The organism is Gimesia maris (assembly GCF_008298035.1).
Classification (GTDB): Bacteria; Planctomycetota; Planctomycetia; order Planctomycetales; family Planctomycetaceae; genus Gimesia; species Gimesia maris.
In genome coordinates this window covers 1606860-1627824 of the sequence record NZ_CP042910.1, presented here as the reverse complement: position 1 = coordinate 1627824, position 20965 = coordinate 1606860, and the positions used below count along the sequence as shown (strand labels likewise).

Genomic DNA, 20965 nt, shown 5'->3' with positions numbered 1-20965 from the left:
ATTCGTTATTTTAACGCAACCGTCAATCCGGTTCGCAGCAGATTGCCCAGCGATGGTTTCGTATATAAATCAAATAGACGCCAGCCCACCGCTTCCGGATTGGGATGAGAAGGAAACCAGACCGGCTGCGGAAACAGGGTTAACGGCCCATAGAGTACCGTTTTTTCCACTCCCGCCAGAAAGTAAGTGTTATGTACGTTCCCAATTCCGCTGACGACATCCTGTAGCGTCGCCCCGGAAGCCCCACCCCAGGGAGTCGACATGAATGCGTAATTCAAAGCGGGCCAGTGATTAATTCCCACTGCTCCATATTTCAGCTTACCAATACATCGATCCAAAGTCGCGTGGTCTGTTTGGCGAAACGCATCTGGAACCGTAATCGTGGCACACAGGGTCCCCCAAACATCTCGATTCACAAATTCTACTGCTCGCTCCAGAAAATCTGAGTCTGACTCTGCTTCGAGTGCTGTCTCGGCACAGACACAGACAAACGATTCTTCCTGAAACAAATGAGACGACTGAACCGGATCGGCATCGCGAATCAGCTTCCAGGGTAAATACTGTCTGTCATCGGGTTCAGCGCCGGCAAAACGTTGCCAGCGTTCGGGTGCGCCCGGATAATAAGCGTAGCGTCGAGGAATGTGTTGTAGCTTCTGCTCAATCATCGTCAGAAATCGATCCCGGTCCGGCCAGTCGGCATAAGTCACAATCACCTTGGTCGCCAGACAGTTAAAAGACGCATTATTCACGATGGAAGCGGCAATGTTTTCCGCCTGAAACTGTAACTGTTTTTCAGAATAGCGACCGGGAACAATAATCCAGGGAGAAACGTTGCCCAGTTCACTGGTCACCGGGATCTCCAACTGAGGCTGGTTGCTTTCTTTTCTCGCACGGCATTCCTCCGGATCGCTGCCCCACACAATCGCATCATGTGTCCGTGTTGAGCCGGTAATATGAATCCGGTCTATGGCAGGATGCGCGACCAGGTATGCGCCTGCCGCTGCATCTCCGCTGACAATCCTGAGCAGCCCGGCATCGATCAGCGGGGTAAATGACCGTTCGAATACAGTCTTGAGATAGTCATTCACTGGATTCATCTTCAACAGCACCCGCTCGCCATCCTGCAGGATTTTAGTTAATACATCAGTCGCGGGGATTGCGGAAACGTTACCTGCTCCCAGCACCAGTGTCAGTGGCAAAGCAGAATTCTCAGTCTGTTCCAGATGGGTCAGGTCAAACAGGGTCTCCGCACCAATGTCCTCAGGCAACCAGGCTTCTGCGGACAGTCCGTAAAACACCAGAGAATCGTATATTCCCGAGGTCGGAAACACCGGTACGCGAATCTGTTCCCCTGATTTTGCCTTCGGTGATGCCGGTAAACGTGGCTGTCCCTCAGATTGAATCGATTTCAAGCTGAGTAGCAGTACCTGCAGGAACCGGGCCACCGATACCGGCCCTGCCAGCACTTCTTCTGCGCAGGTTGTACTCTCCCTTGGTATCCGTTTCGCTTCACAAGCCAGATCGACCCATTCTCGAGCAACCTGGGACAGACAACAGAGACACTGCCCTGTCAATTCGATTCGGCGTGCAACAGACAGACCAGCCTCTGACCGGCTGGTTGCTGCCAGTTCATCCAAAGCCTGATCCAGCTTAGACTGGTCGCTATTTGTCGCGTATTGCTGATGCAGGATCGTGTCCCCCACTCGAACCGGATTAGGACTCCAGGACGCGTCACAATTAACCAGAGTGTCTCTGGATCTAACTGTACTCGGACCAAATGACCTTTGAGACGCTACAGTATAAACTGTTTATTGCCTAACCGGTGGAATACCACTCCGCGAATTATACTGAATCGAAATGGAAGGCACTTTTTCATCAAAAGGCACGGACATCTGGTAACGATACCGTTACAACCAACTGAATCCTAATCCCCCCCAATCTTGAGTTCAACAAAAATCTGAAAAATTTGTCGTCCTGCTTCACGGCTGGAAATTCTGTTGTGACACTGAGGCTTCTTCCCTTCACAATCTGCTGCAGCTATACTCCAGATTCCCTATACACTTGGAGCCACTATGAATTCGACTGAAGCCGAGGAGATTCCGCCTAAGAAAGTGATCCGTTCACACGACGCGATCCTCAAGGCGGCCATCGCTGAATTTGCAGAACGTGGCGTGGATGGCGCTCGGATCGAAGCGATCGCCAGGCAGGCGAAATTTAATAAATCGCTGATATACCGCTATTTTAACGACAAACAGGGACTGTTCGAAGCAGCCCTGCAACGCAAACTCGAAGAGCGAAACGACAGCGTCGAAAAAATCCCCAAAGAGATTTCCGAGGTCCTGCAATTCTATGTAAAAGAAAACATGCGCGACCAGAATTATGTGCGGGTTCTGCTCAACGAAGCGCAGCAAAATCAGGGGGAACCGCTGATCGATAATGCCTGGCGCAGAGAGTACTATCAGAACCACATTGATCGGCTGAAACAATCGCAGGCGGAAGGTGACATCTCTGACGAGTTTGACCCTGTCTGTCTGATGCTCATTTTTACGGCTCTGGTCTTTTTCCCCGCGACATTGCCACAACTGGCCCAACTGATTTCCGGCCACAAAGTCGACTCCGACGAATTTCAGGTACTATGGAACAACTGCCTGCTGGCTCTCACCAGACTGATGCAGCCTTCTTAGATAATTTCGTGCGAAACGACCTGCCCCATCAGCACCTAAACCACTGTAGATATAAAACTTACAGAAAATCAGCAAAAAACAACCCGAACCCGATTCAATCTCAGATCCCCGGATTCCAGGTCGATGATTTACCAAAGGAAACCCCTCATTCGGAATTCCTTTGAATAAATACCAACGTCTGACAGTCAACAGACGTAATAATTTCTAGTGGACTCTGGAAAGTTCGGAATAGTCTTTTCATCTCGTTTTCAGCATAAAGCGATCACTGAGAGACAGTTGAGAAAAGCAGGTCCTGGAAATGTCATCTTGTTCTGTTTTCTCTGATCCTATAATATCAAGCGGCTGACATTAGTGAGACTCTGGATCGCTTCAGATCTCACTAACGGTTTTTTCTATATCACTTCAAATCCAAGCAACGGACGAAACTTATGAAGTTAAATCCTCCCTCAAAAGCAGCCTCTGCTCTCAGTCTTTGTATGGTTCTCCTTCTGGGAACCGCGATTTTCGCGCAGCAGGCTACTGTCTCTGATTCAGCCAGTGATTCAACCACAGCCAAACGGGTCTGTGCGATGGTCAGCCGCTTCCATATCAGCGGCAAACCGATCAATGATGAAATCTCTCAGAAACTGATGAAGCGTTTCATCAAACAACTCGATCCACAAAAGCTGTATTTTTACAAATCAGATATTGAGGCATTCGAAAAAGACAAAACCCAGCTGGACGACAAACTGGCAGTTGGTGATGTCAACTTCGCTTATGAATCATTTGATCTGTACCTGAAGCGTCTTCAGGAACGGATGGAATATGCTCAGCAACTGGTCGACGTAGATCACGACTTCACCGTTGATGAATCGATCATCGTTGACGCCAAGGAACAGGACTTTGCCAAAGATCAGACAGAGATGAATGAACGCTGGAGAAAGCGTGTCAAATACGATCTGCTGAACCTGGTTCTGGAAGATACCAAGCTCGAAGAAGCACGCGAGCAGTTACACAAACGTTATCGTAACAACCTGCGAACCATGGCTCAGACGGAAAAGTCGGAAAAGCTGGAAATGTATCTGAGCTCTCTGACTCACTGTTTTGATCCTCACTCCAGCTACATGTCTCCCCAGACACTGGAAGACTTTCGGATCAGCATGGAGCTCAGCCTGGACGGTATCGGTGCTGCCCTGCGATCTGAAGACGGTTTCACAGTGGTTGCCGAAATCGTACCCGGCGGTGCCGCTGATGCCGACGGACGCTTGAAACCAGGTGACAAAATCGTCGCCGTGGCTCAGGAAGATGGCGATTTTGTTGATGTTGTCGAAATGAAACTCAGCAAGGTGGTCCGGTATATCCGTGGAAAACGCGGTACCATCGTGCAACTGCGAGTCAAAAAAGAAAAGAATAACGCCGTTGAAACCTATGAGCTGACCCGCAAAAAAATCGAGTTGAGCACATCGGAAGTCAAAGGCAAAATCATTGAAACCGGCGAAAGACTTCCGGGTAAAACCGGCCGCATCGGCGTCATCAGCATTCCCTCTTTCTATCGCGATTTCCGTGGTGCACAGCGGGGTGATGAAAACTTCAAAAGTACCGCTCGCGATGTTCGTAAAGTCCTGTATGACTTCCGTGACCAGGGTGGCGTCGATGGTGTCGTCGTCGATCTGCGATTCAACGGTGGTGGTGCACTCAGCGAAGCCATCGAAGTTTCAGGCCTGTTTGTGGATGAAGGCCCGGTTGTTCAAGTTAAACAGATGGACGGCGAACGAAAAATTCACAGTGATGTCGAACCAGGTGCGGTCTACACAGGACCTCTGGTCGTTGTTTGTAACCGGCTTTCCGCATCCGCTTCTGAAATTTTCGCAGGCGTGATCAAAGACTACAAACGCGGACTGATTATCGGCGACACAACCACGCACGGTAAAGGGACCGTACAGAATGTGATGCCCGTCAGCAACCAGATGTTCTCATTCCTGCGTGGACAGGACCTGGGAGCACTGAAACTGACAATCAACCAGTTCTATCGCGTCAACGGCGACAGTACTCAAAACCGGGGCGTTCGCTCTGACATTGTACTGCCTTCATTGATCGACAATATGGATCTGGGCGAATCCTTCCTGGATGATGCCATGGAATTCGATCAGACCGAGGTCGCTCAGTTTGCTCCTGTCGGTATGGTAAATCCACAGATTCTGGATCAGCTGAAACAGTCCAGTTCAAAGCGGATTGTTGCTGACAAGGAATTCAAAGAAACGCAGGAAGAGATCGACAAATACCTGCAGAAGAAAAACCAGAAAACCATCTCTCTGAATGAAGTTACTCGACGCAAAGAATTGTCCAGCGACAAAGAAAAAGAGAAGGAAGACAAGAAAAAAGAAGAAGAAAAAGCAAAGAAAGAAGCAGCCGACAAGGAGATCTTCAAAAAGGATTACTACAACGATGAAATCCTGAATATCACTGTCGATTACATGAACGTACTCAAGAACATGAATACCGTTCAGCGTTAATCCTGCTTCAGGAATTTACTGACTCCCCCTTGACTCCGGTCTCTCATTTCAGAGGCCGGAGTTTTTTTATTCAGGTGTTTCAGCCGACTCTCAGCAGTAGTTCAAATTGAACATTCCATTGACTGGTCCACTTCTGCATGGAATCCGAGTCACTGGATCCGCTATAATCAATTTGGTTTTCTGCGTCTCTGGCTCATTTTCAGGTTCCACCATGCCGAACACACAGCACCTGCCCCGCTATCTTCCAGAGCAGACTTACGAGTGGAATTACAAGCACGCCCCCGAGCCCGTTGATCGGGAAGTACCCTCTTTTCCCGGTTGCTGGTCATTCTGCGGTCTGCCTGTTCCCTCTCCACTGGGGATTCCCGCTGGTCCCTTATTAAATGGGAAATGGGTGCTGTATTATGCCAGTCTTGGCTTTGATGTACTGACCTATAAAACGGTACGTTCCTCCTCCCGCGCCTGCTATCCCTTGCCCAATCTGCAACCGGTGCAGACTTCCTCACTCGAAGGTACTGAAACCGCGGTGAAACTCTCAGCAGAAATGCAGGGCAGCTGGGCGGTCTCCTTTGGGATGCCTTCTGCTGAACCTGATGTGTGGCGTCGCGATGTGGAACAGACCCGCAAACAGTTGTCGGCAGAAAAACGGCTCTCCGTCTCTGTCGTTGGCAGCCTGCAACCCGACTGGTCACTGGAAGATCTGGCCGACGATTATGCGCGCTGTGCAAAATGGGCCATCGAAAGTGGTGCCGACTGCGTGGAAACCAATTTCTCCTGCCCGAATGTCTGCACCCGTGATGGCCAGCTTTACCAGCAGCCCGAGGCAGCGGCACTTGTTGCCAGTCGTGTCAAAGCGGTATCAGGAACGGTTCCCTACCTGATTAAAATCGGCCACCTGTCGCAAAAAGCGGAGGCCCATGCGTTTCTCCAGGCCGTACTTCCTTTTGCTGCAGGAATTGTCATGACCAACAGTGTGGCAACAACGGTCGTCGATGATCAGGGAACGCCACTCTTCTCGGGAGAACAACGTGGAATTTGTGGTGCAGCAACCAGACAAGCTTCGCTGAATCAACTGCGTTTGTTTACAGAGTTGATCGCTGAACTCCCCGCCGACCAACCCCGCCCCGATCTGATTTCCTGTGGCGGTATTGGTTCTGCCAGTGATGTGCGGACGTTCCTGGCAGCCGGCGCCAACGCCACACATCTGGCGACGGCTGCCATGTGTGATCCCCTGATCGCCTGTCAGATTCGCAAAGAGCTGGCTGCCACCTCCTGATCATTTTTCAGAAAACCTGGCAGACACATTAAGTTTCACTTGCGCCAGCGTTTTTTCTGAATCCCCCGGTTTGTCGCTCGACCAGCAACCACGGGTACCGTAAGATGAGGACATGAATGCCATTGTTGTTAAAAACCTGGAAAAAACCTACAAAGTCTACCAGAAAAATGAGGGAGTCTTCGCCTCAATCAAGGGACTGTGGCGGCGCGACTACAAAACGGTTCACGCTGTTTCCGATGTAAGCTTTTCAATCGAACAAGGCGAAATTGTGGCCTTTCTCGGTCCAAATGGTGCAGGAAAAACGACCACCCTCAAGCTGCTTTCTGGCCTCATTTTCCCTTCTGCTGGAGAAGCCACGGTACTGGGACATATCCCCTGGAAGCGGGAAAATGAATATCGACGTCGTTTTTCCCTGGTCATGGGACAGAAAAACCAGCTCTGGTGGGACCTGCCGGCCCAGGAATCGTTCCGGCTGCATAAAGAGATTTACCGCATCGATCCGCAACAGTATGAACGCCGTATTGACGAACTGACCAGCCTGCTCGAAGTCCGTCATCTAATCGGGCAGCCTGTACGGGAGCTCTCTCTGGGAGAACGGATGCGAATGGAACTGATTGCGGCATTGCTGCATAAACCGGACGTACTGCTCCTGGATGAACCCACGATCGGCCTGGATGTGGTTTCGCAGCGCCGTGTGCAGGAGTTCCTGAAATATTACCAGATCGAACAGAAAACCACGGTTGTCCTGACCAGTCACTACATGAAAGATGTGGAGGCCCTCTGCAAACGTGCCGTCATCATCAATCAGGGGCAGATTAAACATGATGGCCCCCTCAGTGATATCCTGGACCGATTCAGCAACTATAAGATCATGGACGTGCAATTTGATGGCGATGACATGCCCCGTGACTTTTCACAATGGGGAGAAGTCATTGAAAATGAGGCACCACGTGTGAAGTTGAAAGTTCCCCGCAACAAAATACCGGAAATCCTGTCGAACCTGCTTTCCAAGTATCGCATTCTGGATGTAGGCGTACAGGAAAGACCCCTCGAAGAAGTCATCGCAGAAGTATTTACCGAGCAGAAAAACGATGCCCGGCGTCTGCAGGACGAACAGAGTCTCCTGCAGTCTGCCTCCGATTAAAACCACCCGCTTCCGATTTGGATTTCGTTCCTGTTGATAACAGCCTCATGATTGCCAGCCTGCGAACTCACTGGATTATCCTAAAGACCTCGATCGAGGAACGCCTCGTTTATCGGGGAGACTTTGTCTTTGCCACATTCGTACGGTTCCTTCCCATCGTCACACAGATATTCCTCTGGGGTGCCATTTACGGGATCCATTCGACGAATCCAGTCGCTTCGATCAAAGGTTATAATTACAAAGAGATGGTCGCCTATTACCTGCTGGTAATGGTTGGTCGCGCATTTTCCAGCATGCCCGGCCTGGCCAATGGCATCGCCAATGATGTGCGGGATGGAACGATCAAAAAATACCTGATTCAGCCCATCGACATGCTGGGCTATCTGTTCTGGGCCCGGATGGCTCATAAGCTGGTTTATTACATGGTCGCAATCGGTCCGTTCATTCTACTCTTCTACCTCTGTCGCGACTACTTCGTCGGCTGGCCGGATGCATTTACGGTTACCGTCTGGGTCTTGTCGCTGTTGATGGCATTTCTTGTCGGATTTTTAATCGAATCACTGATCGGCTTGATCGCATTCTGGTTCCTGGAAGTCAGTTCGCTGATCTTTATCTATATGATGCTGAATTATTTTCTCTCCGGACATATGATTCCCCTCGACCTGTTTCCGGAACCCCTGAGCAGCTGGATGCAGATGCTGCCGTTCAAGTACCTGGCGTATTTCCCGGGAACTGTCATTCTGGGTAAATATACCCATCAGGAACTGATTTTCGAATTGTCTATTGAAGTCGTCTGGATCATCGTCCTGTTTTCTCTAAATCGCATTGCCTTTCAGCGCGGTATCCGCCGTTATAGCGCCTTCGGGGGATAAATCCTTCAATTCAGGGATTTATGATCTTAATGAATACTTAATATCATCCCGTTTTTGCGTAACTGGACTGCCTGGACCGTCAACTTTCCGGTTTTCCCCCTTAGACGAATCCCCGCCAGTCTGCTAAAATCATTTCAAAGGGTTCAGGGCACTTTCTTCACAAGTGTCAGTTTGTTGAACGAGAGTCTCTTCTCCCTCCCTGGGTAACGAACTAGTTTCAGCCGGTTTGTGTCCAGTCGTTGTACCCGCCTGCTGCCTCAATTACGAATTTAAGACAGTCCTGAAATCCATTCCTGTCGGGCAGGGTTTCTGATTTCGTAAATGCAGTTAAATACAGGCAGTTTTCAGAGCTGTCTGGTCCTGAATACGTCAATATGTCCTAACCAAAATTAATCAAATGTCTATTACTCCTATTATCCCTACTGATGAAGAGGAACCCATCTATAACGGGTTATTCTGGCTCTGCTATCTGGCAAATGTCATGCTGGTCACCGCGAACGCCATTACATTCCGTTTCGCAGATCTGATCACCTATCTCGGAGGAACCGAAGAACTGGTCGGCGATATCGTTGGCTGTGGTGTCTTTGTCGCCTTGATTGCCCGCTTCTTTCTGGGACAGGGCATCGACCGTTATGGAGTGCGCCGACTCTGGGCACTCTCTGCTTTGATCTTTGTCGTTGGTGCTGGAGGTATGACCGTCTGCCGATCGCTGGGATGGGAAATATTCGCGTTACGCATGTGTTTTGCCACGGGGATTGCCGGAATGTTTACCTGCTCTGTGGTCCATATCCAGCAGAAAGTTCCTCAGCACCGTCGAACGGAAGTTATTGGCAGTCTCGGCAGCAGTGGCTTTGTCGGCATGATTCTGGGGACCCAGACCAGCGACTGGATGCTTCGCTCGTTTGCACCCGGGAATGCCCAGTTTTATGCCTTGTTCGGTATCCCCGCTTTTCTGGGGCTCTGTTATTTTGCAATCGTCATTTATGTCACCAGCAATGATACTCACCGCAGACCCAGGGTCACACCAGCCGCCCATCAGCTGCTGTTCCGTTACTGGCCCGGACAGGTTGTCGTCGTCGCCATCATGATGGGACTCAGCTTTACCGTCATCAGCGTCTTTTTGACGCGGTTCGTCTCCCAGAAAGAACTGGGGGGAATCGGTACCTTCTTCGCCGGTTATGCTGTCTCCGCATTCGTGATTCGGATTGTGACACGACGCTGGGGTGAAACTGTCGGACGCAATAAAATGATCACACTGGGATTGATGGGACACGCCATCGGCCACACGATACTGCCTTCCATTACTGAAGAATGGCAGTTAATCGGTCCTTCCATCCTGTGTGGGTTTGGACACGCCCTGCTCTTCCCGGCGGTTGTTTCACTGGGAACCGAATCCTTTCCCCGACATTACCGGGGAACAGGAACAACGATCGTGCTGGGCTTTTTTGATGCAGGTGCCATCATTTTTGCCCCGATTCTGGGAAGCATTATTGACCGCTGGGGGTTTACTCCCATGTTCTATACTTCGGCGTCTGTGATGACGCTGACTGCCACCGTTTACACATTGACTGCCAATCACAGCCTGAGTAAAGACATCGCTGTTCCACAACAACAGGAGTTCTGCCCCTCTCTCGAAGAAGCCATTGATTGATCAATTCGCCCTGGAGTCCGCAATCAGAAGCAAACAGGGTGTCCGGCTTTAGACTGTGTTCGGTTTTACTGTAACATCTCCAGGGCCATTAGGATCGAGAATCCCGAATCGGGAGACGCTCTGGTTAAATGTGACGCGTTTTAGCGAATAGCTCCGGATTCTATATCTTTCACGACTTCAGCCAGAACCGCAGGATCTTCTGATTTGAGAACATGATCAATCCTCGAAGCCGGAACATTGAGTCGCTCCATCAGTTCCTGTGCTTTTTCCCAGAGTTTGGCTTTCTTCTTGCCTTCCGTCAGAAAGAGATTGGTGCAAAGTTCAGACAACCGCTGTTGATCAATTGAATCTCGATTGTCATAGTAACGTTTGATCACGTCTTTTTGGTAATTTGAATAATCGGCCATCTGAAAAACGAGACTCCTGTGATCACTTCAACTCAAAACGGACTGGAATGCCTGACAGGCTTATTGCAACTGAGATATAGAAGACTTTTATCGGTTTAAAAGTTCCCGAGACTGACTAAAATTTATACTCTGTCGCAACAAATTGAAATGATTGATTTTATGCATCTGCCCCCTGAAAAGGGAAGAGAAAAAGTATCCTGAGCTCGAATGAGGGTTCCAGTTAAGAGAATCTCTAAAAATTGTGCTAAATCCGCACTCCCAAGTCGTTACAATTAACGTAAAATACCCACTTCGCATAAATATTGCATTTTACCCGGATTAAAAATAAGCGCAACCGGGGATTTAGACGATAAGACATCATATAGTATTCACAACAAATGGCCGAAAGTTCTGATTAGTTGACTCACCAATTTTCTGGGAGTAACATTTTATGCGTTCTCAGCAGTATCTAATGTAATCACTATCTGATACTCACAACTGTTTGAATCATCTATTAGAAAAAGTGCTGATAGTTCATAAGTCCGGAGCGAAACGTGTCCGTCACACAATTTACTGAGCAGGAATTAAAAGATCTCGAAGAAAAAACGACGATTCCTCGTTTTTTATTCTTACCCCTGGGATTAATAGGGCTCTGGTGCCTGGCTGTCTACTGGCCAAGTCAGGCAATCGGGTGGCAGATTTTCTGGACACTCTTTACCTCATATTGCCTTTTCTGCTGGACCAGTTGTTTCCACGAATGCTCTCACCATACCCTGTCTGGTTCCAAAAATGCCAGCATCTGGTTGGGTCGTGTATTGGGGACCGCGATGTTTGTGCCCTACACCGTCTATCGTGAGAGTCATATTCGTCACCATGCCTATCTCAATAAACCCAGCGACTGGGAGCTCTGGCCTTATTCAGACCCCAATACTTCGTTGCGGTTCCGCAGAATCTTTATCTGGTTCGATCTGGGGATGGGCCTGTTTATGGCGCCGTATATTTACGGTCGCATCTTCTGGCATAAAGATTCCCCGCTTACGGACCCCAAAGTCCGCCAGACGATTCGTTATGAATATGCAGTCATGGTGCTCTTCTGGGGCTCTGTATTAGGATTGTGTGCATACTACGGTGTACTCTGGGACTTGGCACGTGTCTGGTTTTTGCCCCATTACCTGGCTGGTATTTATCAGAATACACGTAAATTTACCGAACACCTGGGCATGAGCAGTTACGACCCCATGCTGGGTACCCGTACCGTCGTCGGCTCTAATTTGATTACTAAGCTTTGTACCTACTTCAATTTTGATATCTTTGTGCATGGTCCTCATCACCGCCATCCACGTATAGCGCATAACCTGTTGCTGCAGAAGATGGATGACTATCAGGAAAAAAACCCGGATGTCAAATATCCTGTGTTCACGACCTACTGGGGTGCAATCATCGATATGGCGCCTGCCTTTCTCTTCAAACCCGGTGTGGGCATGAATGCAGGCGCTCCACCACCAGGAAAAGAAAAGAAGCAGATTGACAACTTTGTACAGGATGTCGCCAAAGAAGTGATCGCCGATGACGATCTCGTCACCAAACCGGTCGATTAACCTCTACGCGGGCAAGCCTGAACACCTGGCGTGCATTTAACTGATACATGGCACTTTAACTGCGGGCAATCAGTGACATTGCACGCCTCTCACCTGAAGTTGCCTAAGTGTCGCGTTTGTAAAAAGGCAGCTCAGTCACATTGACAGGGTATCGTTTGCCTCGGATATCTGCTTCCAGAATCTGCCCTGCATCGGCGAATCCGGCTTCAACGTAAGCCATCCCGATCGGCAGATCCAGGGTGGGTGAGAAGGACCCGGATGTCACCATCCCCACCTGCTGATCTCCTGAGAACAACAGCGAACCCTCACGGGCTGCCCGCTTCCCCTCCAGGGTAAAACCAACACGGACTTTTCGATCATCGCGTGCCTTGGCAGCGATCAATGCCTCTTTCCCGATGAAATCAGCGGCCTTTAGTTTCACTGCGAAATTCAGCCCCGCAGTATAAGGATCGGTCGATTCATCCAGCTCATGACCATACAAAGGCATCGCCGCCTCCAGTCGCAGAGTATCCCGGCATCCCAGGCCAGCAGGGATCAGTCCCGAGGGCTCTCCCCCGGCGATCAAACGCTCCCAGAGCGCCGCTCCTTCCGACTGATCAAGTACGACTTCAAAGCCGTCTTCGCCGGTATAGCCCGTGCGACTGACCAGCGCGTCAACACCTGAGACCCTGGTTTCAATCCCGTAATAATATTTGATTTCGCTCAGTTCTGCTTCCACCAGGGGATTGAGAATCGCCAACGACTGCGGGCCCTGTAATGCCAGCATGAATTTATCACGGGTCTGATCTTCAATCCGAACATCAAAACCGCTCCGCTGCCCTTCAATCCAGTCCACGATTTTCAGACGATTGGAAGCATTCACCACCAGCATATAAAAGTCAGAGAAACGGTAGACCAGTACATCGTCCAGAATGCCTCCGGATTCATTTGTGACCAGCGAATAGCGAATCTGTCCCGGCTTGAGCGATTCCACGCTGTTCGTCAACAACCGATCCAGGAAACGGCACGCATCGGGCCCGGTGAAAAACAGCCGTCCCATGTGGGCAATGTCAAACAGTCCTGCCGCATTACGGACTGCCTGATGTTCTGTGGTGATATTGGAATAGAGCAAAGGCATTTCCCAGCCCGCAAAATCGACCATACGGCCACCATGGTCGACATGCCACTGATGACAGGCAGTATATAATAATGAATCGGACACGGACTTCTCTCTTCTCTATTGGCTGTTACAGACTGAATGGATCATCAAAAACAGGCGGATTCGCCGTCGATCACAAGGCGCATCTATTGTGGAAGCTCGGCTGGAATCTCGCAATCAACACACTCCGGGAATCTGAAATTTCCCAGACTCTTTCATTATAAAAAAAGCGAGGTCGACGATTAAGCAGACCTCGCTTTCGAATTAATGATTCAAAATCAAACGCAGCTTACTCCTTTGCACACAGCTTGGCACGCATATATTCGCGATTCAGGCGGGCAATGTTCGAGACCGAAATCTCAGCCGGACAGGCAGCCGAGCATTCCTCTGTATTCGTGCAGTTGCCAAATCCTTCCAGATCCATTTGCGCCACCATATTCTGGACGCGACTGTCTCGCTCTGGCTTGCCTTGAGGCAGCGTTGATAAGTGGGAAACTTTGGCAGAAACAAACAGCATCGCTGAGGCATTCTTACAGGCCGCGACACAGGCACCACAGCCAATGCAGGCCGCTGCATCCATCGCAGTCTCCTGAACGGGCGCGGGCACTGGAATCGCATTGGCTTCGGGAGCATTTCCGGTACTGACCGAAATATAGCCCCCTTTCTCGATGATGCGATCAAAGGCACTGCGGTCGACCACCAGGTCACGCACGACCGGAAATGCCTGAGCACGCCAGGGCTCGACCACAATCGTATCACCATTCTTAAAGCGACGCATATGCAGCTGACAGGTGGTCGTCCCGGTATCCGGCCCGTGTGCCTGACCATTGATCATCAGGCTGCACATGCCACAAATCCCTTCGCGGCAGTCATGATCAAAGGCAATCATCTCTTCGCCTTTGGCATGCAGTTGCTCATTCAGGACGTCCAGCATTTCCAGGAAGGACATATGAGTCGAAATCCCGGTCAGCTTGTATTCCACGTATTGGCCCACGGCATCTGCGCCGGGTTGTCGCCACACTCTGAGCGTCAGATCCAGTGTCTCGCTCATTATTTATAACTCCTCGTAGCCAGAGGTACTTCGACAAATTCTAAATGCTCACGGTGTTCCACAGGCTCGTTGCCTACTCCCGTGAATTCCCAGGCCGTCACATGACAGAAATTCTCATCGTCACGTAATGCCTCATTTTCAGGAGACTGGTGCTCTTCACGGAAATGTCCGCCGCAGGATTCTTCCCGAACCAGCGCGTCTCGCACCATCAACTCACCGAACTCCAGGAAGTCGGCCAGACGGCCGGCATGTTCCAGGTTCTGATTCAGTTGCTCACCCTGGCCGATCACTTTGATGCTGGACCAGAACTCGTCTCGCAGGTTACTAATTTTGCCCATCGCTGTTTCCAGCCCCTGTCGTTCCCGTGACATTCCACAGTATTCCCAGAGGATGTGTCCCAGTTCACGATGGATGCTGTCTGAGGAACGGGTTCCCTGCACACCCAGAATTTTTGCATTCCAGTCCTGGGCATTCGCCATGGCTTCCGTAAATGCTTCATCATCAGTCGAAACGGAAGGCAGATTCTGCGAACCAAGATAGTGTCCCGTGGTATAAGGTGCCACAAAGTAGCCATCTGCGAGGCCCTGCATCAGAGCCGACGCTCCCAGGCGGTTCGCACCATGATCCGAAAAGTTGGCTTCCCCCAGGACAAACAGACCGGGGATAGTGCTCTGCAGATGATAGTCCACCCAGAGCCCGCCCATCGTATAATGCACGGCAGGATAAATACGCATCGGAACCTGGTAAGGATCTTCGCCTGTGATCTTGTGGTACATGTGAAACAGGTTACCGTACTTGGCTTCAATCGCATGACGACCATCGCGGGCAATCGCATCGCGGAAGTCCAGGAATACGGCCTGTCCGGTTGAACCAACCCCGTAACCGGCATCGCAACGTTCCTTAGCAGCACGGGAAGCCACATCACGGGGCACCAGGTTACCAAACGCAGGATAACGACGTTCGAGGTAGTAATCCCGTTCGCTGTCCGGGATCTCATTTCCACGACGTTGATCACCGGCAACTTGAGGCACCCAGACCCGGCCATCATTTCGAAGGCTCTCACTCATCAGTGTCAGCTTGGACTGATAGTCACCACTGACGGGAATACACGTCGGATGGATCTGCGTGTAACAGGGATTTGCAAAAAAGGCACCCCGTTTGTGACAGCGCCAGGCTGCGGTTACATTGGATCCCTTGGCATTCGTCGACAGATAGAATGCGTTTCCATACCCCCCGGTGCACAGCAGAACGCAGTCCGCGGAATATTTTTCGAATTCGCCGGTAATCAGGTTGCGGACGATAATCCCCCGGGCGACACCATCAACCTTGACCAGGTCCAGCATTTCCCGTCGAGGAAAGAGCTGAATACGACCGGCGCCCACCTGTCGCATCAGGGCACTGTAGGCTCCCAGCAACAGCTGCTGCCCGGTCTGTCCGCGGGCATAAAATGTGCGAGACACCTGGGCACCACCGAACGAACGATTTGCCAGGGTTCCGCCATAATCGCGGGCAAAAGGAACTCCCTGTGCCGCACACTGGTCGATAATGTTATTACTGACCTGTGCCAGACGATGCACGTTGGCTTCGCGGCTGCGGAAGTCTCCCCCTTTGACAGTATCGTAAAACAGTCGCCACACACTGTCACCATCGTTGGGATAGTTCTTGGCAGCGTTGATTCCGCCCTGGGCAGCAATACTGTGTGCTCGACGTGGCGAATCCTGAAAACAGAAGGACTGAACCTGATAGCCCAGTTCCGCCAGGGACGCCGCAGCAGATGCACCTGCCAGCCCGGTACCGACTACGATGATTTTTTTCTTGCGCTTGTTCGCCGGGTTAACCAGCTTCATTTCCTTCTTGCAACGATCCCATTTCTCGGCCATCGGCCCTTCAGGAACGCGAGAATTTAAAACCGTGGTAGCCGCCTCGGCCATGATGTAAACCTTCACAACGGAAACTGTTGAACTATTAAATAATGCGCGAGTTCAATCGGAACTGAATCTCAGACATTTAATGAATAAATAATCCCCAAATGGGCAGACTGGCAAAACCGATGGCAATTACTGCTGCAAACAGAATCGCAAACTTCTTGATCCAGGGTGTATATTTGGGATGATTCAGACCCAGTGACTGAAATGCACTCCAGAAACCATGGGATAAGTGGAACCCGAGAATGATCGTCCCGATGATATAAACAGCAGCACTCCAGCTGCCGAGCACTTGAACGATAATGCTGTAAGGATCCGCCTCGACGACTCCTTCCGGTGTTTCAACGGTATAAGCTACCGCAGGATTCAGGTGCAGTTTCATATCAATCATATGCACGATCAGAAAAATCAGAATGATCGAGCCGGAAAGAAACATCCAGGAACTGGTACGTCCCATGGGAGTTTTTCCAAAAAAAGAGGGAGGCTCTTCAATCTTACTCTGTTTCTCATGATAGCTGATGTGTCGCGCTTTACGATTGTCACTGGTCAGCTTGAAAGCCAGAGCGATGTGTGCAAACAGCAGTAGAAACAAACCTGTTTCTGCGACCGGCAGCAGCAGCATACTGTGCAAATCGTGCGCATAGGAATTGTAGGCATCTGCTCCCACATACACGAGCAGATTCCCTGCCAGATGCACTACCAGAAAGCTACAGAGTAAAAGTCCGGTAATCCCCATCACAAACTTTTGACCCAGCGAAGACGACAGTAAGGTCATGATCCATTTTGTCGCTGATTTTCCGCCGGCTGTCGGAGAGGGTTGCTGTTTCTCAGCTGTTTTCGTCACCATAATCTAGCTCTCACACGGATACCCAGAGGCACACCATGAATAAGATTGTGATAAATAATTTTGATGCGAGTAACTGACTGTCAATCACTCCACTGGCCATAATTCAGAATGCCAACTGGCTGATTCTAAATTAGAGACTTTACTTAAGTTATTATATTTCTTTGCCTTCGAACATCAATCATTACATAATTATAAACTTAGATGCTTTTGCAAAATTTTAGGTTTTCTAGAAGCAATTCGAATATTTTCAAGCCATGCCCCATATTATTTCGATTCAATTCCAGAAAGTGAGTTTCTATTCTCAGAACAGGGAAGCCCTGCACTATTACATCGGTTACTTCCACGCTGTTCTTCGTTACCCTTGATCAATTGCTCTTTATTTTCGTTTTTTCTTCCGGGTCTTCTTTGATTTGGCTTTGCGCACACTCTCTTTCTTTTTTGACTTCGCAGCCCCGGCAGGAGCTCTCTTTTCCGGTGCACCAGATCCCTTCTTTTTTGTCTTCCCATATTGCTTGGGGCGAGGCAGTCGAAAATCCAGCTCGCGGCGGTCCAGATCAATCTTCTCGACTTCGACCGTCAACAGATCACCTACGCGATACTCCTGGCCAGTCCGTTCTCCCACGATACTGAATTTGGGAACTTCCTGATGGAAATAATCATGTTTCCCCAGACGACTGATGTGCAGCAAACCTTCCACAGGCACATCCGTTCCCCTGCAGAACATACCAAAGGTTTCCACCCCGGTAATCATGGTTTCCAGCGTCCTGATGTTATTATCGATCATCCAGGTCAATAGTTTGACCTTTGTCAGTTCCCGTTCGGCAGATTCTGCGCGACGCTCCCGCAACGACAGTTCATGCCCCAGCTGACGGAGTCCCTGCGGGCTCTGCCCTTTTCCTTTATCCGGTCGTTCCAGGATTTCATCGATCATGCGATGTATGGTTAAATCGGGGTAACGACGGATCGGACTGGTAAAATGACAGTAATGATCAACGGCTAACGCATAGTGCCCTAACTCCTTATCTGTATATTCCGCTTGCTTCAGACTCCTGAGCAATGCGTAATTAATAGCCTGCTCCACAGGAGTTCCATGAACTTCATTAATCAGCTTCTGCAGATCTTTGCGACTCTGGACTTTATTCAGGGTAAACCCGAGGGCGTTCGCGAATTCGGCAAATGCGAGCTGACGAGGCATTTCTGGAGAAGGATGGACGCGACGCAAAAAACGTAATCCACGATCATGAAACGCTTCTGCAATTGAAATATTGGCAGCCAGCATGAATTCTTCGATGATCTGATGACTTTCATCATGCTCACGTTCGACGGCACCGGTAACACGATGCTTGTCATCAAATGTCAACTTCACTTCGGCCAGATGCAATTCCAGAGCACCTGCAGAAAAGCGGCGTCCCCGCAACATCATTGCCAGTTGATACATGTTTTTCAGCAGTTCACGCACTTCTGCTGAAACGTGTTTCCCTTCATCATCCCGCTCCTGGACAATAGGCAATACCTGCTCATAGGCAAATCGCTGCTTCACTTTGATCGCGGTATTGGCAAATTCGGTATGAACGGGAATCCCTTCTGGAGTGAATTCGATGAAAGCTGATTTGGTAAACCGAACCTGCCCTTCCTGCAGACTGGCCAGGCCATTGGAAATGATCTCTGGCAACATTGGAATCACTCTGCCTGGCAGATAAACGCTGGTACCTCGGTGTTTGGCCTCGCGATCCAACAGGGAACCCTCTTTGACAAAGTGCGCCACATCTGCAATATGTACCCCCAGCAGCCAGTGCCCTTTTTCATCCCGTGTAAGGGAAATCGCATCATCGAAATCACGCGCATCCGCAGGATCGATGGTCACAATCGTTTCTCTGGTCAGGTCACGTCGATTCCCGAGTTTTGTTTCGTCGAACAGGCTGGCCTGCTCGCGCGCTTCAGCCAGAACTTCCTCTGGAAAATCGAGAGGAATCCCAAACTCGTAGATGATCGACAAGAGGTCGACACCAGCTTTTCCATGAGGCCCGAGTACTTTGGCAATGACGCCTTGGCCCAGGTAATTTTTAGAAGGAAAGTGCAGTATATCGATGACAACTTTATCTTCCGAACGCACTCCCTTGGCCCCGGGATCACCTACATGGATCGGCGAATTGAAGATTTTGCCGTCCACGTGCACATAACCTTCCCCCTGTGTTTCAAAATAGGTACCCACAAAGGTCGTCGATGCCCGTTCGATTATCTCTACCACGCGGCCACAAATCTGCCCCCCACTCCGCTGGCGATTGATGGCCGTCGCATACACTTCATCACCGGTCTGTGCATCACCCAGATCGCGTTCCGAGATGTAGAGATCCCCGGCATGTCGCTGATCATGCGCAATATCATCCGGTTTATGATGAGGAATCAGATAGCCGGCACCGGAATTTGTTTTCTTGATTGTACCGGCGATCCAGCCCTCCTTTTTAACAGGTCGGATCAGCCCGGAATCGGAAATCAGGATCTCCTTGCGGGATCGCAGGTTGGCCATCGCCTGTTCAAATTCCGGAGAACTTGATTTTGAGCCCCCTACTTTTTTCAGCAGTGCCTTTTCACGCACCGGTGTGTAACCGGTTCTGTTCACATAATCGAGAATTTTCTTCTCAAAGTCGGGCATGACCTCAATCCTCGGTTATTCCCTTGAACAATTTTCGCTGCAAGCGGGGCGAATAAGGGGTCCAGTTTGATGTGGAATTCAGATCATCGTCAATGAATCTCGCAAACTCATTCACTTTGGCATCCAGGTTATCCAGATGATGCAATGCCACTGCTTCCGGTGTCATCGGCAGACGCGCGCTGCCGAACTCATAGGTCCCATGATGACTGACAATCATGTGCTTCAGACGCAACTCTGCTTCTTTGGGAAACGATTCGCCTGTCATCTCCTGATAAGCACGGATTTTCTCGGTCAGCATCTCGACGCCAATGATCAGGTGTCCCAGCAACTGACCTTCATCCGTATAGATAAATTCATTTTCATATCCGAGCTCCCGGACCTTGCCCAGGTCATGCAGGAAGACCCCCGCCAGCAGCAGACTCATATCCGCTTTGGGATAGAGGTCAGAAATGCGCTGCGCCGTTTCCATCAGATTGACAACATGTTCGATCAAGCCGCCGTGATAGGCATGATGGGTTTTCACACCCGCGGGGGCTCGGCAAAATTCATCCATCAAGGCTTCGTCGACCAGGAAACATTCCATCAGCGTACGGATTTCATTGTTTTCGATTCCCAGCAGCATCTCGCGCAGTTTCGTCAGCAGTAGCTGTACATCCTGGGGTGCCTGTGGCTGGAAATCTGCCGGATCAAGGTTTTCTGCAGAGACCGGCTCAATATAAGTCAAAATGATCTGCAGGGTCCCCTGAAAGAGATGCACTTTCCCTTTGGCCTGCACATAATTGCCCGACTGAAAATGCTGCATCCGCTCTTCAAGCACATTCCACATCCGGGCATTCACGACCCCCGTCGAATCCCGCAGGTCGGCCGACAGAAACAGGCTGGCATTGCGATTTGCACGTAACTGCTTATCAACTAACAGATAAACCTCATTGACTGTATCACCATCCTTGAGTTGATTTATATTTTGTCGAGACATCTCGATTCGGCTTTCAGAATCACTTTTAAAACGCTGTTGTCGATCTTAAGTTTCGCTAAGAAACACAATGGAACGATCTTAAGCCGTTCCATTCTACTCAACAAGTCCGACACCAGTCCGTTCTGAAAGTCTCTACCATTTGCCTGAAATGATGCCCGCCCATTCCCTAATCACGATCTTTCCGATCCGTGACGAAACTCAATAAACCCCTGATCTCATGGAACTTAGAGCCACGGGAATATTTTCACTCCGAACAAGTCCGAACCTTTTGA

General features: G+C 50.0%; 15 protein-coding genes. 7 read left to right on the top strand and 8 right to left on the bottom strand.

What is annotated here, in order from left to right:
* Positions 1-5: 5 nt before the first annotated feature.
* The gene (locus tag GmarT_RS06165; protein WP_002649517.1) at positions 6-1703 is read right to left on the bottom strand and encodes an aldehyde dehydrogenase family protein; all 1698 of its coding nucleotides are present in this window, start codon (positions 1701-1703) and stop codon (positions 6-8) included.
* A gap of 369 nt (positions 1704-2072) precedes the next feature.
* Here GmarT_RS06165 and GmarT_RS06160 point away from each other — a divergent pair, with 369 nt between their 5' ends.
* The 6 genes from GmarT_RS06160 (at position 2073) to GmarT_RS06135 (ending at position 10119) form a co-directional block, all read left to right on the top strand.
* The gene (locus tag GmarT_RS06160) at positions 2073-2684 is read left to right on the top strand and encodes a TetR/AcrR family transcriptional regulator (RefSeq protein WP_149302486.1); all 612 of its coding nucleotides are present in this window, start codon (positions 2073-2075) and stop codon (positions 2682-2684) included.
* Between the two features lie 428 nt (positions 2685-3112).
* Positions 3113-5176: a carboxy terminal-processing peptidase gene (locus GmarT_RS06155; protein WP_052301293.1), complete on the top strand. Its 2064-nt coding sequence runs from the start codon at positions 3113-3115 to the stop codon at positions 5174-5176.
* Positions 5177-5387: 211 nt separating this feature from the next.
* Positions 5388-6452 carry a beta/alpha barrel domain-containing protein gene (locus GmarT_RS06150; RefSeq protein ID WP_002649457.1) on the top strand — a complete coding sequence of 355 codons (1065 nt, stop codon included), beginning with the start codon at positions 5388-5390 and terminating at the stop codon, positions 6450-6452.
* 112 nt (positions 6453-6564) lie between these two features.
* Positions 6565-7596 carry an ABC transporter ATP-binding protein gene (locus GmarT_RS06145; protein WP_002649458.1) on the top strand — a complete coding sequence of 344 codons (1032 nt, stop codon included), beginning with the start codon at positions 6565-6567 and terminating at the stop codon, positions 7594-7596.
* Between the two features lie 47 nt (positions 7597-7643).
* Positions 7644-8468 (top strand): ABC transporter permease, encoded by an 825-nt coding sequence (locus tag GmarT_RS06140; RefSeq protein ID WP_052301294.1) that lies wholly within the window; start codon positions 7644-7646, stop codon positions 8466-8468.
* Positions 8469-8865: 397 nt separating this feature from the next.
* Entirely contained in the window at positions 8866-10119 is a 1254-nt protein-coding gene (locus GmarT_RS06135) for an MFS transporter (protein ID WP_002649460.1), read from the top strand.
* A 140-nt stretch (positions 10120-10259) separates the two neighbouring features.
* Here GmarT_RS06135 and GmarT_RS06130 read toward each other — a convergent pair whose 3' ends face one another.
* Positions 10260-10526 (bottom strand): hypothetical protein, encoded by a 267-nt coding sequence (locus tag GmarT_RS06130; RefSeq protein WP_002649461.1) that lies wholly within the window; start codon positions 10524-10526, stop codon positions 10260-10262.
* Between the two features lie 533 nt (positions 10527-11059).
* Here GmarT_RS06130 and GmarT_RS06125 point away from each other — a divergent pair.
* Positions 11060-12103: a fatty acid desaturase family protein gene (locus tag GmarT_RS06125; RefSeq protein ID WP_002649462.1), complete on the top strand. Its 1044-nt coding sequence runs from the start codon at positions 11060-11062 to the stop codon at positions 12101-12103.
* A gap of 103 nt (positions 12104-12206) precedes the next feature.
* Here the strand turns inward: GmarT_RS06125 and gcvT are convergent, their stop codons facing one another.
* From gcvT to GmarT_RS06095, 6 genes are all read right to left on the bottom strand, one after another.
* Positions 12207-13304, bottom strand: a complete 1098-nt coding sequence (gcvT, locus tag GmarT_RS06120) for a glycine cleavage system aminomethyltransferase GcvT (RefSeq protein ID WP_002649463.1) — start codon at positions 13302-13304, stop codon at positions 12207-12209.
* 226 nt (positions 13305-13530) lie between these two features.
* Entirely contained in the window at positions 13531-14292 is a 762-nt protein-coding gene (locus GmarT_RS06115; protein WP_002649464.1) for a succinate dehydrogenase/fumarate reductase iron-sulfur subunit, read from the bottom strand.
* Positions 14292-16223, bottom strand: coding sequence for a fumarate reductase/succinate dehydrogenase flavoprotein subunit (locus GmarT_RS06110; RefSeq protein WP_002649465.1), 1932 nt, complete (start codon positions 16221-16223; stop codon positions 14292-14294). The genes GmarT_RS06115 and GmarT_RS06110 overlap by 1 nt, the downstream gene beginning before the upstream one ends.
* A 76-nt stretch (positions 16224-16299) precedes the next feature.
* On the bottom strand, positions 16300-17064 hold the full coding sequence (locus GmarT_RS06105; protein ID WP_002649466.1) for a succinate dehydrogenase cytochrome b subunit: 765 nt from the start codon (positions 17062-17064) through the stop codon (positions 16300-16302).
* Positions 17065-17440: 376 nt separating this feature from the next.
* On the bottom strand, positions 17441-19717 hold the full coding sequence (gene rnr, locus GmarT_RS06100) for a ribonuclease R (RefSeq protein ID WP_002649467.1): 2277 nt from the start codon (positions 19715-19717) through the stop codon (positions 17441-17443).
* A gap of 4 nt (positions 19718-19721) precedes the next feature.
* Entirely contained in the window at positions 19722-20693 is a 972-nt protein-coding gene (locus GmarT_RS06095) for a 3'-5' exoribonuclease YhaM family protein (RefSeq protein WP_002649468.1), read from the bottom strand.
* Positions 20694-20965 lie beyond the last annotated feature (272 nt).

Excerpts from the sequence above, each read along its gene's own strand:
- GmarT_RS06145 (WP_002649458.1), top strand. The coding sequence starts at position 6,565 with ATGAATGCCATTGTTGTTAAAAACCTGGAAAAAACCTACAAAGTCTAC.
- GmarT_RS06105 (WP_002649466.1), bottom strand. The coding sequence starts at position 17,064 with ATGGTGACGAAAACAGCTGAGAAACAGCAACCCTCTCCGACAGCCGGC.
- GmarT_RS06135 (WP_002649460.1), top strand. The coding sequence starts at position 8,866 with ATGTCTATTACTCCTATTATCCCTACTGATGAAGAGGAACCCATCTAT.
- GmarT_RS06095 (WP_002649468.1), bottom strand. The coding sequence starts at position 20,693 with ATGTCTCGACAAAATATAAATCAACTCAAGGATGGTGATACAGTCAAT.
- rnr (WP_002649467.1), bottom strand. The coding sequence starts at position 19,717 with ATGCCCGACTTTGAGAAGAAAATTCTCGATTATGTGAACAGAACCGGT.
- GmarT_RS06115 (WP_002649464.1), bottom strand. The coding sequence starts at position 14,292 with ATGAGCGAGACACTGGATCTGACGCTCAGAGTGTGGCGACAACCCGGC.
- GmarT_RS06155 (WP_052301293.1), top strand. The coding sequence starts at position 3,113 with ATGAAGTTAAATCCTCCCTCAAAAGCAGCCTCTGCTCTCAGTCTTTGT.
- GmarT_RS06140 (WP_052301294.1), top strand. The coding sequence starts at position 7,644 with ATGATTGCCAGCCTGCGAACTCACTGGATTATCCTAAAGACCTCGATC.
- GmarT_RS06150 (WP_002649457.1), top strand. The coding sequence starts at position 5,388 with ATGCCGAACACACAGCACCTGCCCCGCTATCTTCCAGAGCAGACTTAC.
- GmarT_RS06160 (WP_149302486.1), top strand. The coding sequence starts at position 2,073 with ATGAATTCGACTGAAGCCGAGGAGATTCCGCCTAAGAAAGTGATCCGT.
- GmarT_RS06130 (WP_002649461.1), bottom strand. The coding sequence starts at position 10,526 with ATGGCCGATTATTCAAATTACCAAAAAGACGTGATCAAACGTTACTAT.
- GmarT_RS06110 (WP_002649465.1), bottom strand. The coding sequence starts at position 16,223 with ATGGCCGAGGCGGCTACCACGGTTTTAAATTCTCGCGTTCCTGAAGGG.